16 protein-coding genes are annotated in these 16,306 nt (G+C 34.0%); 8 read left to right on the top strand and 8 right to left on the bottom strand.

The window, feature by feature from the left end; all coding sequences use genetic code 11:
- Positions 1-461: twin-arginine translocation signal domain-containing protein (locus EA412_14065; GenBank protein ID TVR76268.1), on the bottom strand; the 461-nt coding region annotated here is incomplete at its 3' end.
- 143 nt (positions 462-604) lie between these two features.
- Here EA412_14065 and EA412_14060 point away from each other — a divergent pair.
- Positions 605-2,308 carry a Na/Pi cotransporter family protein gene (locus tag EA412_14060; protein TVR76267.1) on the top strand — a complete coding sequence of 568 codons (1,704 nt, stop codon included), beginning with the start codon at positions 605-607 and terminating at the stop codon, positions 2,306-2,308.
- A gap of 658 nt (positions 2,309-2,966) precedes the next feature.
- Here the strand turns inward: EA412_14060 and EA412_14055 are convergent.
- Both EA412_14055 and EA412_14050 read right to left on the bottom strand, forming a co-directional pair.
- Positions 2,967-4,160, bottom strand: coding sequence for a pyridoxal phosphate-dependent aminotransferase (locus tag EA412_14055; GenBank protein ID TVR76270.1), 1,194 nt, complete (start codon positions 4,158-4,160; stop codon positions 2,967-2,969).
- Between the two features lie 71 nt (positions 4,161-4,231).
- Entirely contained in the window at positions 4,232-4,780 is a 549-nt protein-coding gene (locus tag EA412_14050) for a hypothetical protein (GenBank protein ID TVR76266.1), read from the bottom strand.
- Between the two features lie 101 nt (positions 4,781-4,881).
- Between EA412_14050 and EA412_14045 the strand changes: the two genes are divergently transcribed.
- From EA412_14045 to EA412_14025, 5 genes are read left to right on the top strand one after another with little or no spacing between them, the layout of a single operon-like run.
- Positions 4,882-5,778, top strand: coding sequence for a hypothetical protein (locus tag EA412_14045; protein TVR76265.1), 897 nt, complete (start codon positions 4,882-4,884; stop codon positions 5,776-5,778).
- Positions 5,765-6,286 carry a hypothetical protein gene (locus tag EA412_14040; GenBank protein TVR76264.1) on the top strand — a complete coding sequence of 174 codons (522 nt, stop codon included), beginning with the start codon at positions 5,765-5,767 and terminating at the stop codon, positions 6,284-6,286. Before EA412_14045 ends, EA412_14040 begins: the two co-directional genes overlap by 14 nt.
- A gap of 25 nt (positions 6,287-6,311) precedes the next feature.
- Positions 6,312-7,637, top strand: a complete 1,326-nt coding sequence (locus EA412_14035) for a hypothetical protein (GenBank protein TVR76263.1) — start codon at positions 6,312-6,314, stop codon at positions 7,635-7,637.
- Positions 7,638-7,646: 9 nt separating this feature from the next.
- Complete coding sequence (locus EA412_14030) at positions 7,647-8,648, top strand: hypothetical protein (GenBank protein ID TVR76262.1); 1,002 nt, start codon at positions 7,647-7,649, stop codon at positions 8,646-8,648.
- Between the two features lie 22 nt (positions 8,649-8,670).
- Positions 8,671-9,147 (top strand): hypothetical protein, encoded by a 477-nt coding sequence (locus EA412_14025; GenBank protein ID TVR76261.1) that lies wholly within the window; start codon positions 8,671-8,673, stop codon positions 9,145-9,147.
- Between the two features lie 6 nt (positions 9,148-9,153).
- Here EA412_14025 and EA412_14020 read toward each other — a convergent pair whose 3' ends face one another.
- Positions 9,154-10,428 carry an HlyC/CorC family transporter gene (locus EA412_14020; protein TVR76260.1) on the bottom strand — a complete coding sequence of 425 codons (1,275 nt, stop codon included), beginning with the start codon at positions 10,426-10,428 and terminating at the stop codon, positions 9,154-9,156.
- Positions 10,429-10,445: 17 nt separating this feature from the next.
- Positions 10,446-11,468: a uroporphyrinogen decarboxylase gene (gene hemE / locus EA412_14015; protein TVR76269.1), complete on the bottom strand. Its 1,023-nt coding sequence runs from the start codon at positions 11,466-11,468 to the stop codon at positions 10,446-10,448.
- Between the two features lie 104 nt (positions 11,469-11,572).
- Between hemE and EA412_14010 the strand changes: the two genes are divergently transcribed.
- Positions 11,573-11,773 carry a fructose-6-phosphate aldolase gene (locus tag EA412_14010; protein TVR76259.1) on the top strand — a complete coding sequence of 67 codons (201 nt, stop codon included), beginning with the start codon at positions 11,573-11,575 and terminating at the stop codon, positions 11,771-11,773.
- A gap of 2 nt (positions 11,774-11,775) precedes the next feature.
- Positions 11,776-12,480 carry an ATP-binding cassette domain-containing protein gene (locus EA412_14005; protein ID TVR76258.1) on the top strand — a complete coding sequence of 235 codons (705 nt, stop codon included), beginning with the start codon at positions 11,776-11,778 and terminating at the stop codon, positions 12,478-12,480.
- Here EA412_14005 and EA412_14000 read toward each other — a convergent pair.
- The 3 genes from EA412_14000 to EA412_13990 all read right to left on the bottom strand — a co-directional run.
- Complete coding sequence (locus EA412_14000) at positions 12,477-13,619, bottom strand: hypothetical protein (GenBank protein TVR76257.1); 1,143 nt, start codon at positions 13,617-13,619, stop codon at positions 12,477-12,479. The genes EA412_14005 and EA412_14000 overlap by 4 nt on opposite strands.
- Positions 13,612-14,709, bottom strand: coding sequence for a glycosyltransferase (locus EA412_13995; protein TVR76256.1), 1,098 nt, complete (start codon positions 14,707-14,709; stop codon positions 13,612-13,614). The genes EA412_14000 and EA412_13995 overlap by 8 nt, the downstream gene beginning before the upstream one ends.
- 7 nt (positions 14,710-14,716) lie before the next feature.
- Positions 14,717-16,306 (bottom strand): RecQ family ATP-dependent DNA helicase (locus EA412_13990; protein TVR76255.1); only part of this gene is annotated, 1,590 nt, incomplete at its 5' end.

Raw genomic sequence — 16,306 nt, 5'->3', positions numbered from 1 at the left:
CCGGCTTCTTTAAACCATTTATTAATAGGCTTGAAAGCCTGACCCTCAGTGCCAATATTTATAGAACCATTATTCACTCTGTAACCGCAACCCCAGGAAGAACCGGCAGCTGCTGAATCAGTCACCAAAGAGTTTTCAGAAGCCATATCCATTAAAGATCTTTTCACTTTTCCTTTTTCATATAAATCTATCCAATGAGAGGCTCTGTTTTCTTTTTGTCTTATATAATGATCAGCCATTGACAAAGTACCCATACTCATTCCATCACTAACCAGAATAATAACATTTTTGGCTTTAGATGGCTTTAAATTTTCTGATCCCTCTGCTTTGGTGGTGCTAGAAGCACATCCGGGAAGTAATACCCCTGTGCCTAACAAAGCACTTCCAATGGCACCTTTCTTTAAAAAATTACGTCTGTTAAAAGCATTTTTATCTCTTTGCTCAATGGTTTCACTACTCATTTTTGATTATTTTATGTTAATTAAAAGGCTTAGTTTTTTATTTTATTTTATGAATTTAATTCGAAGGTATTGATTTTTCTATAAAAAAATAAAAGTGTATTGTTAAGTAATTGTAATTTCATGCTTAAATAGCTTAAAAAATTATGTTTGAGGCTTTAAATGTTTGGACTCTTTTAGCCGGGCTGGGAATATTCCTTTTAGGCATGTATATGCTTGAAAATGCTATACAGGATTTGTCTGGTAAGGCATTGCGACAAATATTAAAAAAGTATACCAATAATAATTTTAAAGCAATACTAACCGGTGCTTTATCTACTGCAATTCTACAAAGCAGCAGCACCGTAACTCTTTTACTAATGGCTTTTGTCAGTGCCGGTTTAATGACCTTGCAAAATGGTATTGGTGTAATAATCGGAACCAATATTGGCACAACAATGACTAGTTGGATTGTGGCTTCTGTGGGTTTTAAATTAGATATAGAAGCTTTTGCTCTCCCCTTTATTGCTATAGGTGGTATAGGTTTGATATTTTTCGGAAAATCTCAGCGACTGGTTAATATCAGTAAGATAACTTCCGGATTTGGGCTGCTTTTTTTAGGACTTGACTATATGAAAAAAAGCATGGATTTGTGGGCAGCATCAGCTGACATTGCACAGATTGCCGGGATGGGCATCATTGCATTATTTTTCATTGGTTTTCTGTTTACTGTCGTGGTTCAATCCAGTTCAGCTGCTATGGCTATAGTATTAAGCTCTGTCTATTCTGAAATAATTAGCTTTGAACAAGCGGCTGTAATGGTTATAGGGGTTAATCTGGGAACTACTTTAAAAATAATATTAGTATCTTTTGGAGGCTCTGTCAACAAAAAAAGAGTCGGTTTTTCGCACTTTTCATTTAATATTTTTGCGGCTGTAATTGCTATCATACTACTAAAACCTTTGGTATGGCTGATATTAGATGTTTTTAAGCTCGAAAACGATCCTGTGATTGCCCTTGCCGTATTTCATACGCTTTTTAATTTTTTAGGTGCAATACTATTTTTACCTGTTATTCCTTTCTATAAAAAGTTGGCTGTCAGACTAATTAAAGAAAATGTTAAAAAAGCAGCTCTTTACTTAAATAATGAAGTAACCGAATTTCCGGAATCGGCAATAAATACGCTGAAAAAGGAAACTTTGCACTTATTTCAATTATGCATGAAATATAATCTGAAGTCTTTTAATATTGATGACTCTCTTGTTTTGAGCGGGATAAATACAAAATACAATGAATCATTTAAACACTTAAAAATAAACGATAAATACTTATTTATCAAAAAGTTACAAACAGAAATTTATACTTTTACTTCAAGCGTAAACATTGAATTAAAACCGGATGAATCCGATCAAATCAGAAGATATTTACAAAGCGCACAGTTAGCAGTAGGTTCATCAAAAACGATAAAAGATGCCGGCAATGACATAAGTGAGATCAGCTTTTCTGACACACCCTTTTTAAAAGATTTTTACAAGAAAAATCGCAAAACCCTTATGGATTTTTATATAAAAGCTGATTCGATAATCAATGACCACTTTATTGAGACAGATTCCGGTCAGCTAATCAGTCAGTTGGCAAATTTGATTAAACAAATTAAATCAAATGAAAAATCTCAACTTAATGAAATCATAAAGGGAATGAATGAGAAAAAGATTTTATCGGATGAAGTAAACTACCTGCTTACAGCAAACAGAAATCAGGCTCACTCTTGCAGACAGTTTTTGCATGGTATAAGCGACATTTACTTAGACAGCAAAGAAAGTTTACTTTTGGATACTTTAGATAGCGGCAGTGCAACTGAAAGCATCTAAATTTAGTTTAGTTCAATGGGTCACCCGATTTTAAATTTGCTGCATGCATCTGCCAACATTTACAGAATCAAGGTTTTAAAATATTTGAATAATAGAACATTCGAACAATTGAACAATCGAATAGTGAAGTAAAATAGAAGAAAAAAAGTAAAGAAATGGCTTAATTTTAGTACCGTTCTAATTTCTGATTTCTTCATTCAAATGTTCTATTGTTCAAGTCAACTATTTTAGTTTTGTGCAATGGGTCACCCGGTTTTTATTTGCTGCATGCATCTGCCAACATTTACAGAATCAAGGTTTTAAAATATTTGAATAATAGAACATTCGAACAATTGAACAATCGAATAGTGAAGTAAAATAGAAGAAAAAAAGTAAAGAAATGGCTTAATTTTAGTACCGTTCTAATTTCTGATTTCTTCATTCAAATGTTCTATTGTTCAAGTCAACTATTTTAGTTTTGTGCAATGGGTCACCCGGTTTTTATTTGCTGCATGCATCTGCCAACATTTACAGAATCAGGATTTTAAAATATTTGAATAATAGAACATTAGAACAATCGAATAGTGAAGTAAAATGGAAGAAAAAAAGAAAACGTGTTAATTTTAAAATCGTTCTAATTTCTGATTTCTTCATTCAAATATTCTATTGTTTTAGTCAACTATTTTAGTTTTGCGAGAGCAGCGCTTATTTTATCTAATGCTTTCCTTAGATTTTCTTCAGAATTAGCATAAGATATACGAACACAATTATCATCGCCAAATGCGCTACCTGCAACAAGCGATACGTTAGCTTCATCAAGTATATACATACAGAAATCCTCAGAAGAATTTATTTGAAAATCACCACTTTTCTTTCCAAAAAATGCGCTTATGTCAGGAAAAACATAAAAAGCTCCTTGCGGAATACTTATTTTCAGGCCATCAATTGCATTTAATTTATCAAGAACCAGATCTCTGCGCTCTTTAAATTTGTCGCGCATAGCATATACTTCATCTAAGTTTTCAGTAAAAGCTGCTTCAGCTGCTTTTTGAGATATTGAAGATGTTCCGGAGGTAAACTGTCCCTGAATTTTATCACATGCTTTAGCCAGCCACTCAGGTGCTGCAAGAAAGCCTAAACGCCAGCCTGTCATGGCAAATCCTTTGGAAACTCCGTTGACAATAGCTGTTCTTTCATACATGCCCTCTATTTGAGCTATGCTGAAATGAGGTGTTTCGAAGGTAATATATTCATAAATTTCATCTGAAATAATTATTATTTGTGGATACTTTTTCAAAACTTCTGCCAAAGACCGTAACTCACTTTCTGAATAAACAGCTCCCGTTGGATTAGAAGGAGAGCAAAGCATAAGCAGCTTTGATTTGGGTGTTATAGCATTTTCAAGCTGTTCAGGAGTGATTTTAAACGCGCTTTCAACAGTAGTGGGGATATTAATCATTTTTCCTTCGGCCAGTTGTATCATGGCTGCATAACTGACCCAGTAAGGGCTTGGAACGATTACTTCATCCCCGGATTCTACTAAGCACAAAATTGCATTCATCAAAGATTGCTTGGCACCGGTTGAACTTACAATTTGATTAATGTCATAACTAAGCCCGTTGTCACGTAATAACTTATCTGAAATTGCTTTTCTCAATTCAGCATAACCGGCAACCGGAGTATAGTGAGTATATCCTTCATCAATAGCCTTCTTAGCTGCATTTCCAATATATTCAGGGGTATTAAAATCCGGTTCTCCCAGACTTAAACTAATAATATCCCTACCCTCTGACTTGAGTTTACGAGCCAGTTGTGCCATACGGATGGTAGCAGATTCTTCTAAATCCAAAATTCGTTTTGATAAATGTTGCATCTCTTTCATTTCTGATAAAGGCCAAATTTAGTATAAACTTTTTTAATACCTGAAATTAAATGGAACAAGCTTCAAAAAAAGTCTACAATTTTACCGGTGCCTGTTGATAGCCAAAAACAGGGAGTTTCTTTTTTTTGATGCAGGCTCTCTTTCACAGGATTATTCTCTTCAAGCTTTCGGTTAAGGATACTGTCTTCTTTAAGGGTGATTTTTACCGGCTTTTCATCTTTATTAAGCTTAAAAACATATTTTGCATTAATGCTTAACTCAATAATATTTGTTCTTTTATTAAAATTACTGTCAGTTAACACTCCATACAATACATGAGGTGATTGTAATCCTTTTCGATACATCAGAAGCAAAAAGTAAAAAATTATGGCTGTTGATATCACAAATAAAGAGTAAAAAAGAAGATAAGAAGTCGTATAAATATTTTGATTAAACAAAATAAAAGTAACAAGCACTAAGACTAAGGGCAATACAATCAAAAAAGGAAAAATAACCTTTACTTCTGAAACACTTTTCAAATAAGCTTTTTCATACAATTCTTGTGAATTCGGAAATTGAGGTAGGCTTATATCCTCCATAAAAGTTTGTTGTAATTTTCTCAAAATTAACATAAAAAAGCAGGATGCATAAGTTCAAATTTTTTAATTTTATTAATTAGTTTGAATTTTAGCTGATTATAAAGGTGAAATACTGACTTTTTAACTTTGATAATATGTTTAGAATCTTTTTTATTTTATTTGTTTCCATTCTCTTTTTTTCTGCCTGTAAAAAGGAAACTATTGAGCGTGAAGTAAAAGAAGACTTGGTAATAGAAGGAAATATTCCACCTCCCAGTGGTAGTATCCCGGCTATAAAAATTGAAAATTATATCAATAGGGTTTATATAGACATGCTTGGCATTACTCCTTCCGAGCAACAAATGGAAAGTCATAAGATCTTTTTAGCAGAAAATGAATATTCAAAAACTGCCCGTGAAACAGTAATAAATGAAGTTCTTTCAAACCCATTATTTTACAGGAGATACCATGAACGTAACAGTTTTAATATGCTGGAAGGCATTGATAGTGCTACTATTGCCGAAAATATTTTAATATTTGGTTTTGTTTATCAAAATGCAATTGATAATGGTGAAATTTTAGAAGCACAATTTATTCAATTGGAGATTGATAGAATGCAAAAACTTTTGGATGCAAGAGAAGATTTTGCACAGGGAGAAATTAATGTTAATAATTATTACAGAAGATTGATTAATAATTTCTTTTATGATGAAATAAATATGGGCAGTGAAAACTTTGCAATAGCCACTTTTGAAAACTTTTTCTTAAGACTTCCTACAAGCAGCGAACTTAACAGGTCAGTAGAAATGATTGATGGTTCACCGGAGCAGTTATTTCAGGTAAGCGGTTCGGGTAAAGGTGATTTCATGAATATTGTAACTCAAAGTCAGGAATTTCACTCAGGTCTAGTCAGTCGAATTTATAACTTTTTACTTATTCGAAACCCAACAGCTGTTGAGATTAATACAAATGCCACTATTTTAGAGCAAGATCGTAATATTAAAGACCTTTTTGTAACTATTTTAATTTCAGAGGAGTATGCAAGTTTTTAAAAGTAATTTTTACTTAATTGTTCTAATTGTCTTTTTTATAAGCTCCTGTAAAAAGGAAACACTTGTTATTGAGAAAGTTACTTATGAAAATGTTATTTATCAATTAGACACAGTCAACCTTTATCAGTCAGCATCTGAAAAAAACAGAGTTAAAAACAGTTCTCAATTTTACAGCATTCTTTATATGCATTTATATAACCAATCCATTTCATCTTCTATTCTCAATAATCTATCTGTACTGACATTGGCAATTGGTGATAAACAAATGGCACGGGAATTAACTATTAGAGGATTTTTGAATAGCCCGCAGTTATTAATTCCGGATAATCAGGAAATGCGAAGTGATTTGGGAGGCTTTATTAAAGAGAGTTTTGTTCGATTTTATCTGAGATATCCAACGGAATATGAATTGTTTTACATAAAAGATTTAATTGAAGGTGATATGGATTACAGACCGGAACATTTATATGAATCCATGTTGCTTTCTAATGAATATTTGTATTATTAATAGGCTGACTCTCAAATTGTAGTTTATGAAAAGAAGAAGTTTTATTAAAAAATCGTTAGCGGCCACAGCCGGGATAATTACAGCTCCGTATATATTGCCATCAGGCAGGTTGTTTGCTTCAACCGGAAACCGCATTGCCAATCATGTAGTCTTTATGTTATTTGCCGGTGGAATTAGAAATCAGGAATCTATTGATCAGCTATATTTGGCTACACAAGGGATGACCACACAAGGTAATGTGATGGAAAATATGTTGTCAGGCAGTCAACCTTCCGGAAATCTGGTATATAATCGCTGGAGTCCGATTTTAAGCAATCCACTCAGCCAACAAGGTAGTTTATTTAAAGAACTTAGATATAAAGAAGGTCCGACAGGACATTATAACGGGCATACCGTAGCTATGACCGGTAACTATACTTATACTGGCTTAAACTTAAATGTTAACCCTGAATACCCCACTATATTTGAATATTATCGCAAACATACAGATCCCTCTAAATCGGCATTAAATGCCTGGTGGCTTTCTGAAGGTCTGGGTCCATACCCTTCCTTGAATTACAGCAGACATCCTATGTATGGCGCAGCTTACGGTGCAAACTACATGAGACCGGCCACAGTTTTTGGAAATATAGGTCAGGATTTAATTCCTCAACAAATCTCTGTTCAACCGGATGATGTTTCCAGAATAAGAAAGACGAAAGATTTTTTAAATAAATCATTTAAGCAAGCCTCTGATGGCATTTCCGGGATTGCTAATAACGAAGCAGATCGAAAGCATATACAGGAATGGAAAACATCTATTTTAAACGGCAGTACACCTATGGAATGGGCTACTCCCACTAATTCAACTCAAGGTTTAACAGGTGACTTAATGAATATTTCTTCCGCCTGGATGGTTTTGAAAGAATTCAAACCGGAACTTACCGTAATTAATACTTTCAATCTGGATATCTGTCATACAGACTTTAGCAGCTATCTGAGCTTTTTACACCGGGCAGATTATGGTGTTGGCTGGCTTTGGAATAAAATACAAAGCGATCCCGTGCTTGCAAATGATACTATTTTGATATGCATGCCTGAGCATGGCAGAAACTTACAACCAAACAGTATATATGATAATAATGGATTGCGGGCTTTTGATCATACCAGTGATGATAATTCCAGAAGAATATTCTCTTTGATAGTTGGTCCTTCAGGAAAAGTAAATCACAATGCATCATTTGGAACAGAAGCATCCCCTATCGGTGAGAGTATAGATATTGTTCCGACAATTGCCCATATCTTAGGATTTGATGGAAAAATACCTTCCGGTTTGTTGCCGGGAAGGGTTCTTAATGAAGCTTTTGTTTAAATTTATAAAATGAAACATTTTAAATCCTTAAATATTTATACCGTTTTTTTACTGTTAAGTCTTATGATTTTCACAATACAGGCATGTAAAAAAGAGGAAAAAGTAATTGACAGAATTTTACCTGAAGTTCCTTTTAATCCTTATGATACTATTGATTATGGTAATATTAATATAGACCCGATAATCCCTGACAGTAATACTTTTGCTTTTTTGCAACAAAAAGTTTTTTCAGTAAAATGCGCAAACCCGGCTTGCCATGACGGCACCTTTGAACCTGATTTCAGAACAATTTCCAGCAGCTATAACACCTTAGTTTACCATCCTGTCTTTAAAAATACTCCTGACGAATTTTATACTTACAGAGTGGTGCCCGGAGATACTACAAATTCATGGCTTTGGGACAGAGTTACAACTGATGATCCGGTTTTAGGAAAAATGCCTTTGTATGATACGCTTGAAAATTGGCAACTTACATCTATCAAAAACTGGATTTTACAAGATGCCAAAGATGTATTTGGAAACAGCCCTGATTTTACCGGCTATAAACCCGGATTTTTCGGAAATTTAGCCTACATACCAGCATTAAACAATATGAGAGTTGATACTATTCGTTATCAGGATATCTTTTTTTATCCTTTTATCGTACCTCAAAATGTTGACCTCCAAATTTGGATAGGCCTTTATGAACAAAATGTAGCGGGCGATTTTTTACCCGGTTCCGGGCTTGGGCACAACAAAGTAAAATACAGCGTGAACAGTCCCAACAATTTCTCTAATGCTATGGAATTGAATCTGAATAAGCAGTTTACCCCATTTTTTGCTCCTTCATTATTCGGGGCAGACCTTCCCTACTTTCATTATTTTACTTTAAATACCGGGCAATTTCAGGTAGGTGATATAGTGTATATTCGCTCCTATGTAAGTAAACAAGGCGGATCGACAATTTATGAAGTGCCCGGTCAGGATGATCAGCCTTATTTATTCAGTTACTTCTCATTTATCGTTCAATAAGTTGATTTTTAAAACAAAAAACATGAAAAACCTTTTCCTTTGCTTTACTCTTTTTTGTTTTACTGCTTTTCTACTTTCATGTGGCAAAGACAATGATACAAATGATACAGACAAGGATATAAGACCTGTTTCAGATACTCCTTACATTGAATTGATAGATGTTCAACCAACGAATGTAAAAGCTTTTGAAGATTCTATAGTATTTACAATTTATTATCTGGATGGAAATGGGGATATCGGCACTTCTGATGCGGATGTAAATTCCTTGTTTTTAAAAGACTCAAGGGGAGCTTTTGAAATTGGTTATCATATACCTCCTTTAAGCCCTAAAAATAGCTCTATAACAATAGAAGGACATTTTAAAATTACTTTACAAAACACTATACTGTTTGGAGATGGCGAATCTGCTGAAAAAGCTGTTTTTGAGATATATCTGGTAGATAAAGCCGGCCTCAAAAGCAATGTTTTACATAGTCCGGAAATAACTGTAAATCCTTAACATCTATTACTTATCGTTAACATAGACGATAACCTTATCAATTCTATGTCCGTCTAAATCGGCAATTTCAATAATCAGATGTTCGATTTCAATACGTTCTGAAACCTCCGGTAAACCTTTCATTTCCTGTATTAAAAAGCCCCCCAGTGTATGAAAGTTTGTATTTTCTGTTTTTACATTTTTTAATGAAAACTTACTCGTAAATTGCTTAATCGGAGTAGAAGCTTCCACAAAAAAGCTGCCGTCAATTCTTTCTATAAAATTTTCATGTTTCTCCTGATGCAAGACAGAATAATTACCAATCAGGGCTTCTGAAATTTCATTCATGGTTATTAGACCTGTTATTTCCACTTGTTCATTGATTACCAATGCAAAGTGAGTGTTTTCTTCCTGAAACTGTAGTAAAAGGCCTGCCATATTTAGTTCCTCATCAACAATAAGCGGTTTTTCCAGTAAATCATTTACATTTACATTTTCATTTTTTTGAAAAGCATTTAAAAATTTATGGGTATATAAAACACCCAGGCATTTCTGACCAGATGACGTCGCCACCGGATAAGACTTATGAGGATGGTTAAATATTTTTTGCTTTTGTACCTCAATATCTTCATCCAGATAAATCCATATAAAATCTTTTTTAGGAGTCATGAACCTTTCCACCTTCAAATCGTCCAGTTTAAAGACTTTATTCAGCAAATCCATTTCAAGTTCCGGTACGCTTCCCTCCTGCATACCCATTAAAATCAGGTTTTTTACTTCTTCCTCAGTAGCTTTTGAAGATTTAGTCTTTTTTGAAATAAAAATGCGACTAAAAAAATCGGTTGAACGACTGAGCAACCATACCAAAGGCATAGTGATTACACCAAAAACCCGAATGGGAGTAAAAACAAAAATGGCTATTTTTTCAGGATTTGAGAGAGCAATCCGCTTGGGAATCAGTTCCCCGAAAAGTATCATCATGAAAGTAATGATAAATAAAGTGATTGTGTAAGCTATAGTTGAACTGTAAGCACTCAGGAAGTTTATTTTTGATATGAGCAAATCCAAATGCCCTATTATCGTTGCAGCACTAAACATACCGGTAAGTATACCTATAAAAGTAATGCCGACTTGAATAGTGGATAAAAACTGTACCGGGTTTTTTAAAAAGCGCAATAGATTAAGTGCTTTTTTACTCTTAAGTGTTTCTAAACGAGAAGCCTTGGTAGCGGCAAAAGCAATTTCAGACATTGCTAAAAATCCATTTAAAGAAATAAGAAAGAAAATAGCAATTAATTCCAAAATGTAGTTTTAGATATTTAACAATTTTGAACTGTTGCAATAAAAGCTTTAACACCATCTAAAGGGGTGTCAGGATAAACGCCATGACCCAGATTGGCTATATAATTTTGCTTTCCAAAATTGTCTAGCATGATTTTTGTTTCTTTTTCTATCATTTTCACCGGTGCATAAAGCAAACATGGGTCAAAGTTTCCCTGTAAAGTCTTGTTTGGCAGCAATTTTCTTGCTTCTACCGGGTTCATATTCCAATCGAGTCCAACAACCCGGCAATTGGTGTGTTTCATTTCGGGGAGTGCAAAAAAAGCTCCTTTTGCAAAAACCGTAACAGGCACTTCATCTATGGCATCACAGATTTTATTGATATACTTTAACGAAAACTCTTTATAAACATTAGCCGGAAGTACTCCGGCCCAGGAATCAAAAATTTGAATAAGATTGGCACCTGCAGCAATTTGAGCTTTTAAGTACTGTATAGTGGCATCCGTTATCAAATCAAGTAACTTAATTGAAAAATCGGGATTGGTGTAAAGCATTCTTCTGGCAATTGAAAAAGTCTTTGAACCGCTGCCTTCAACCATATAAGCAAAAATAGTCCAGGGAGCGCCGGCGAATCCAATTAACGGAACCCGCCCGTTAAGGTCATTTTTAACTAATTTTATTGCATCTGTTACATATTGCAGCTTTGCAGGGATATCGCTTGCTGACAATTTATTAATATCTTTTTCAGTTTGAACAGGGTTTTCAAAATGAGGCCCTCTCCCCTCATGCATTTCATAAGGCAAACCCAAAGCTTCGGGAATTACCAGTATATCAGAAAAAATAATAGCAGCATCAACTCCTAATATATCCACAGGCTGCAAAGTGACTTCAGCAGAAAGCTGTGGGTTTGTAACCAATTCTTTAAATCCGCTAAGCTTCGATCTGATAGCCCGGTATTCGGGTAAAATTCTACCTGCCTGACGCATTAACCAAACCGGAGGCCTATCAACTTCTTTTCCTAATGCAGCTTTAAGAAAGATATCATTACGGATTTTTTCCATTGTTTTTTTTTGCAAAGTTAATAATTTAAGCTCTTTCAATATAAAAAATCTAATCAAAGCTAAAACAAAGAAAAATCTTAACTTTGTCAAAATAACTTAGCCGTATGTATATTATTAAAATCAAGGGCAAAGCAAAAATTCCTGATTATATTCAATTGAGAGATGAGAGTTTTACTCTTTTGGGTTATTTTCGTGCTGACAGACCGGAAAAAGGTCTTGAAAAGTGCGGTTTAGGCGAAAGAATCGAAGAATTAAAAAAGTTGATTGAAACCATCCCTTTCGGGAAACTTGAAAAAATACAGTAAGCATGTCAGAAAATACGAATGAAAATGTAATTGAACTTACCAAAGCTAAAATTTATCAAGGGGAAACGCTCGTTTTAAGTGATGTAAATTTGTTTATCAAAAAAGGTGAGTTTGCCTATTTAATTGGTAAAACAGGTAGTGGAAAAAGCAGCTTATTGAAAACACTTTATGGAGATTTAAGCCTTAGACAAGGGACAGGAAAGGTGGTAGATGTAGTTCTAAATGGTTTAAAATCCTCAAAAGTGCCCTTTCTGAGAAGGAAATTAGGTATAGTTTTTCAGGATTTTCAGCTTTTGATGGACAGAACCGTTGGGGACAATTTATTATTTGTCTTAAAAGCCACCGGATGGAAAGACAAAAAAGCAATGTTAGTCAGAATAGAAGAAGTTTTGGATCAGGTTGGGCTGAAAACTAAAGATTTTAAAATGCCGCATGAACTTTCCGGTGGTGAACAGCAACGAGTAGTAATTGCCAGAGCTCTATTAAATGATCCGGAACTGATATTAGCAGATGAACCTACCGGAAACTTAGACCCTGATACTTCTGAAGATATTATGAATTTACTTTTCAAAATTAGCGCTGAAAATAATACTGCCGTTTTAATGGCTACTCATAATTATTATTTAATCGAAAAGTATCCGGCCCGTATTATTAAATGTACTAATGGTCGCTTAGTTATTGATCAGGATATCTCTGCACAAGGCTAGGATTTTGTATCAATCAATTCGGTTGATTTAATTAAATTAATAATCTTTTTAGCATTCTCTAAATTGGAAAAACCCTGATATAAGACTTTTTTCCTGAGTTCGATATCTTTAGATGTAAATGGTTGATCTTTAAAGTTTTCTATCTGTGAAATAGTTGACTTTGCATCTTCAACCTGTATACATAAATCCTGTAAGCCCGTATTTTCCACCATAGCATTATTAACTATGCAAAAACGTCCGTTGTAAAGAGCATTTATGAGTTTCAGTTTAATGCCGGTTGGTTGAAAAGTCGGCAATACATTTATATGCGCATTTTTTATGAGTTCCAACATTTGAGGAAAATCCGGATCAGGTATTAGCTCAATATGATCGTATTTATTAACCAATTTAAATAAAGAATCCAGAGGTTTTTTACCGGCAATTTTAAGCGGGTAATCTATTTTTTTAAAGACTTTTTCAATCAAATAAAAAGCTGCTTGATTGTTTTCAATTACTCCCAAATTACCATGATAAAGAGCATAATCCCCTATGCCGGTATTTATATTTACGTTTTCATTAGAATGAAATGCAGTAACATAAGCCGCATTGGAATATTTTTCCTGCAAATACTCTGTATCATTAGGTGAGATAGAAAGGATATGATTAGCATTGTTCAGAATATTCTCGAAATGCTTAAGCTTAAAGGATTCTGTGTAAAAATAAAATTTACGGAAGAAGTTTTGTTCTGCTTTTCCCAGACTTTTGTAGTAATCCCACTCCACATTGTGCATTCTCACAATTTTTATCCGGTCTTTCAGGTGAGGATGTCCAAGATTAGCACAGGTATGAAGTCCTTCAAATAAAATAGGATTATCGTCTTCCAATAAATTACTCATTAGGTCATCAGAAGATCTGGAGCCTACTATGTAAGGTACATGACTGTATATGCTTTTAAAAAAGTTTTTTCGTGGATAATAATAAACCTTTTCGCAATATTCATCAAGTTCGCTTGAAATATCCCTTCCATACTGATAACAATGTAAGTGAATTTTGACACCCAAACTATGTAAAGCTTTAATTTTATAAAAGACATCAATAACTCCACCATAATTTGGCGGATAAGGGATATTAAAGGAAATAATATGAATCTTGTTAATCAAAATTATTTATTAATTGAAGTAATTCCAGACTTTCATTTTGCCAGTTTAAATTCTCAGAGGCTTTTATACAATTCTCTGCCAGCCTGTTATATAGATTTTTATTCGAAATGATTTCATTCATACTTTCGACCAATTTTTCAATTGCAAAACTATCAATTAATAGGGCAATATCAAAGTTATTATTAATAGATTTATACTCCGGATAGCCCATACAAATTTGTGGAATACCTGCATGAATATAATCAAAAAACTTGTTTGCTAAGCTATAATAGTAGCTTAAACTTTTACTTTCGAGTATATTTATTCCCAAATCAGCTTTTTGCGTTTGCAAAGCCAACTTTTCAGGTGTTAACATACCTAAAAAATGTATTCGTGAATTGTATGATTTTTTGTTAGCCTGTGTCTTTAACTTTTCAGATAAATCGCCTTCTCCTGCTATATACAGCTCTGCATCTACCCACTCCATTGCATCTATTAGGTTTTCCAAACCTCTTCCTTCATTAAGAGCTCCCTGATAAATAATATTAAACTTGGCGGCCGGGTACTTTCTTAAGACATTATTTCCGGTGTATACAGGGACGTTTTTAATGGTATAAACCTTTCGGTGGTGTTGTTCTTCAAAAATCTTGGCTAAATTATCGCTTACTGTGTATACTAAATCAGCTTTTCGTATTGCTTTTTTCTCTATAAACTTCCAAAAACGCTTTACTAAAGCCCTGTTTATCACTTCCGGGACCTCAGAAAAGTATTCGTGTAAATCTAAAACAAAGGGTTTCTTTTTCTGCTCAGAAACTCTAAGAACAGCCATTGCGGTATCAACATCTACAGCTCCATAAATATCAAAATCCCGGCTTGTTAGCCATTTAAATAATCGCAGATTGTATTCTACATAAAAAAGTTTCCCTGCATGGAAATTACACTTCAAGCGATATTGCTGAAAAGGTCTTTTGATTATTGGTTTAGAATCGGGGAGCTCTCTGCCAACCAATGTGACATCGTAACCGGCTTCAAACAAAGTGGCACATATCCGGTGCATTCTCCTGTCATTATTCAGGTCATTTATTACCGTAAAAACAATTTTTTTACCCATAAGGGATTTAATTAGAGAGACTAAGTTTTCTGTCTTTTAATGTTAATATACCATCATCTATTAAAAAACGGATGATTTGTAATAGTTTTTCTTCCGGAAAATTTATTTTCAAAGCAAGTAAATCGTCTATTGATATAGGCTTCTTCTGAAGTATTTGTTCTATTTCAGCATAAACCCGTGCAAAATCCTTTTCAGTAATGCCCATTTTTTTTCTCTTACGGCAAATATCACACTTTCCGCAGAGTTTCAGATTTTTTTCTCCAAAATAAGCTGATATCATCTTACTTCTGCATTCGTTCTTTTGGATGTACTCCAACATCTTTTTTCTTCTAAAGACAAAGTTTTCTTTTCGCTTTTCAAATAAAGCTTTATCAAAACGAACGTAATTTTCCTTTTCTCTATTTGATAAAAAAGTAACTGAAGGACTTTCACTTTGAAGTTCATATTTAACCATTTCGCGGCTTTGTAAAAATTCCAAGTGTTTTAATACTTGCTGAGCTTCTATTCTTAAAACATCTGCTATGAGCTCCGGACGAAAGTGTACAAAATACTCAAAAACTCCGGGGTAACTTCTTAAAAATAATTTTACTATACGCTCTGACGAAGGATTTTCTTTTATAAACTTTTGTATTGATTCTGAGTTTGTTGTGAACTTTATCTTAGGAGATACATAAATTGATTCATTAAAAATCATGAAATTCATTTGCTCCAATAATCTGAATGAAACCAGAATTTTATTGAGATTAATATTTACTTTTTTAGAAAAGGCCAGCAAGTTCAGGGGATACGTTTTTAATTCTCCGTCATTATAAGCAATGTTCAGGAAATTAAAGATTTCAAAATATATTTTCTTGACTTCCGAAAATTCCGGAAAGTATTCTGTAATCGCTTTTTTAACTTGTAAAATATCAGATTGATCATAAAAAACAACACAATAGGAACTTTCTCCATCCCTGCCTGCCCTACCCGCTTCCTGATAATAAGCTTCTAATGATTCACATATATCAAGGTGAACAACAAATCTTACATCCGGTTTGTCAATCCCCATCCCAAAGGCATTGGTGCAAACCATGACTTGCGTAATATTTTTTATCCATTCATCTTGTTTTCTGCTGCGGGTTTCTCCATTCAGACCTGCATGATAAAAGTCGGCAGAAATATTATTTTTACTTAAAAAAGCAGCCCATTCCTGAGTTTTTCTCCTGTTTCTAACATAAATAATCCCGGTACCTTTTAATTTTTCTATAAGTCTGAGCAGTCGCTCTTGTTTATTTTCTTCATAAATATTTACATAGGAAAGATTTTCTCTGACAAAGCTTTTTTCATACTTTTTAAAATTTGGCTTAAAGTGCAGCTTTTCACAAATATCCTTTTGTACTTCCGGAGTTGCTGATGCTGTCAGAGCTAAGATTGTGGTCTCAGGTAATAGCTCCCTGACTTTGTAAATGCCCAGATATGCAGGTCTGAAGTCATAGCCCCACTGAGAAATACAATGAGCTTCATCTACGGCAATCAAAGAAACCGGCATATACTTGAGCCTTTCCTGAAAATATTCGGTTTGCAGTCTTTCCGGAGAAACATATAAAAAACTATACTT

The organism is Chitinophagaceae bacterium, assembly GCA_007695095.1.
In the GTDB taxonomy this organism is placed as follows: Bacteria; Bacteroidota; Bacteroidia; order Chitinophagales; family REEL01; genus REEL01.
This window is presented reverse-complemented; position numbering and strand designations above follow the sequence as displayed.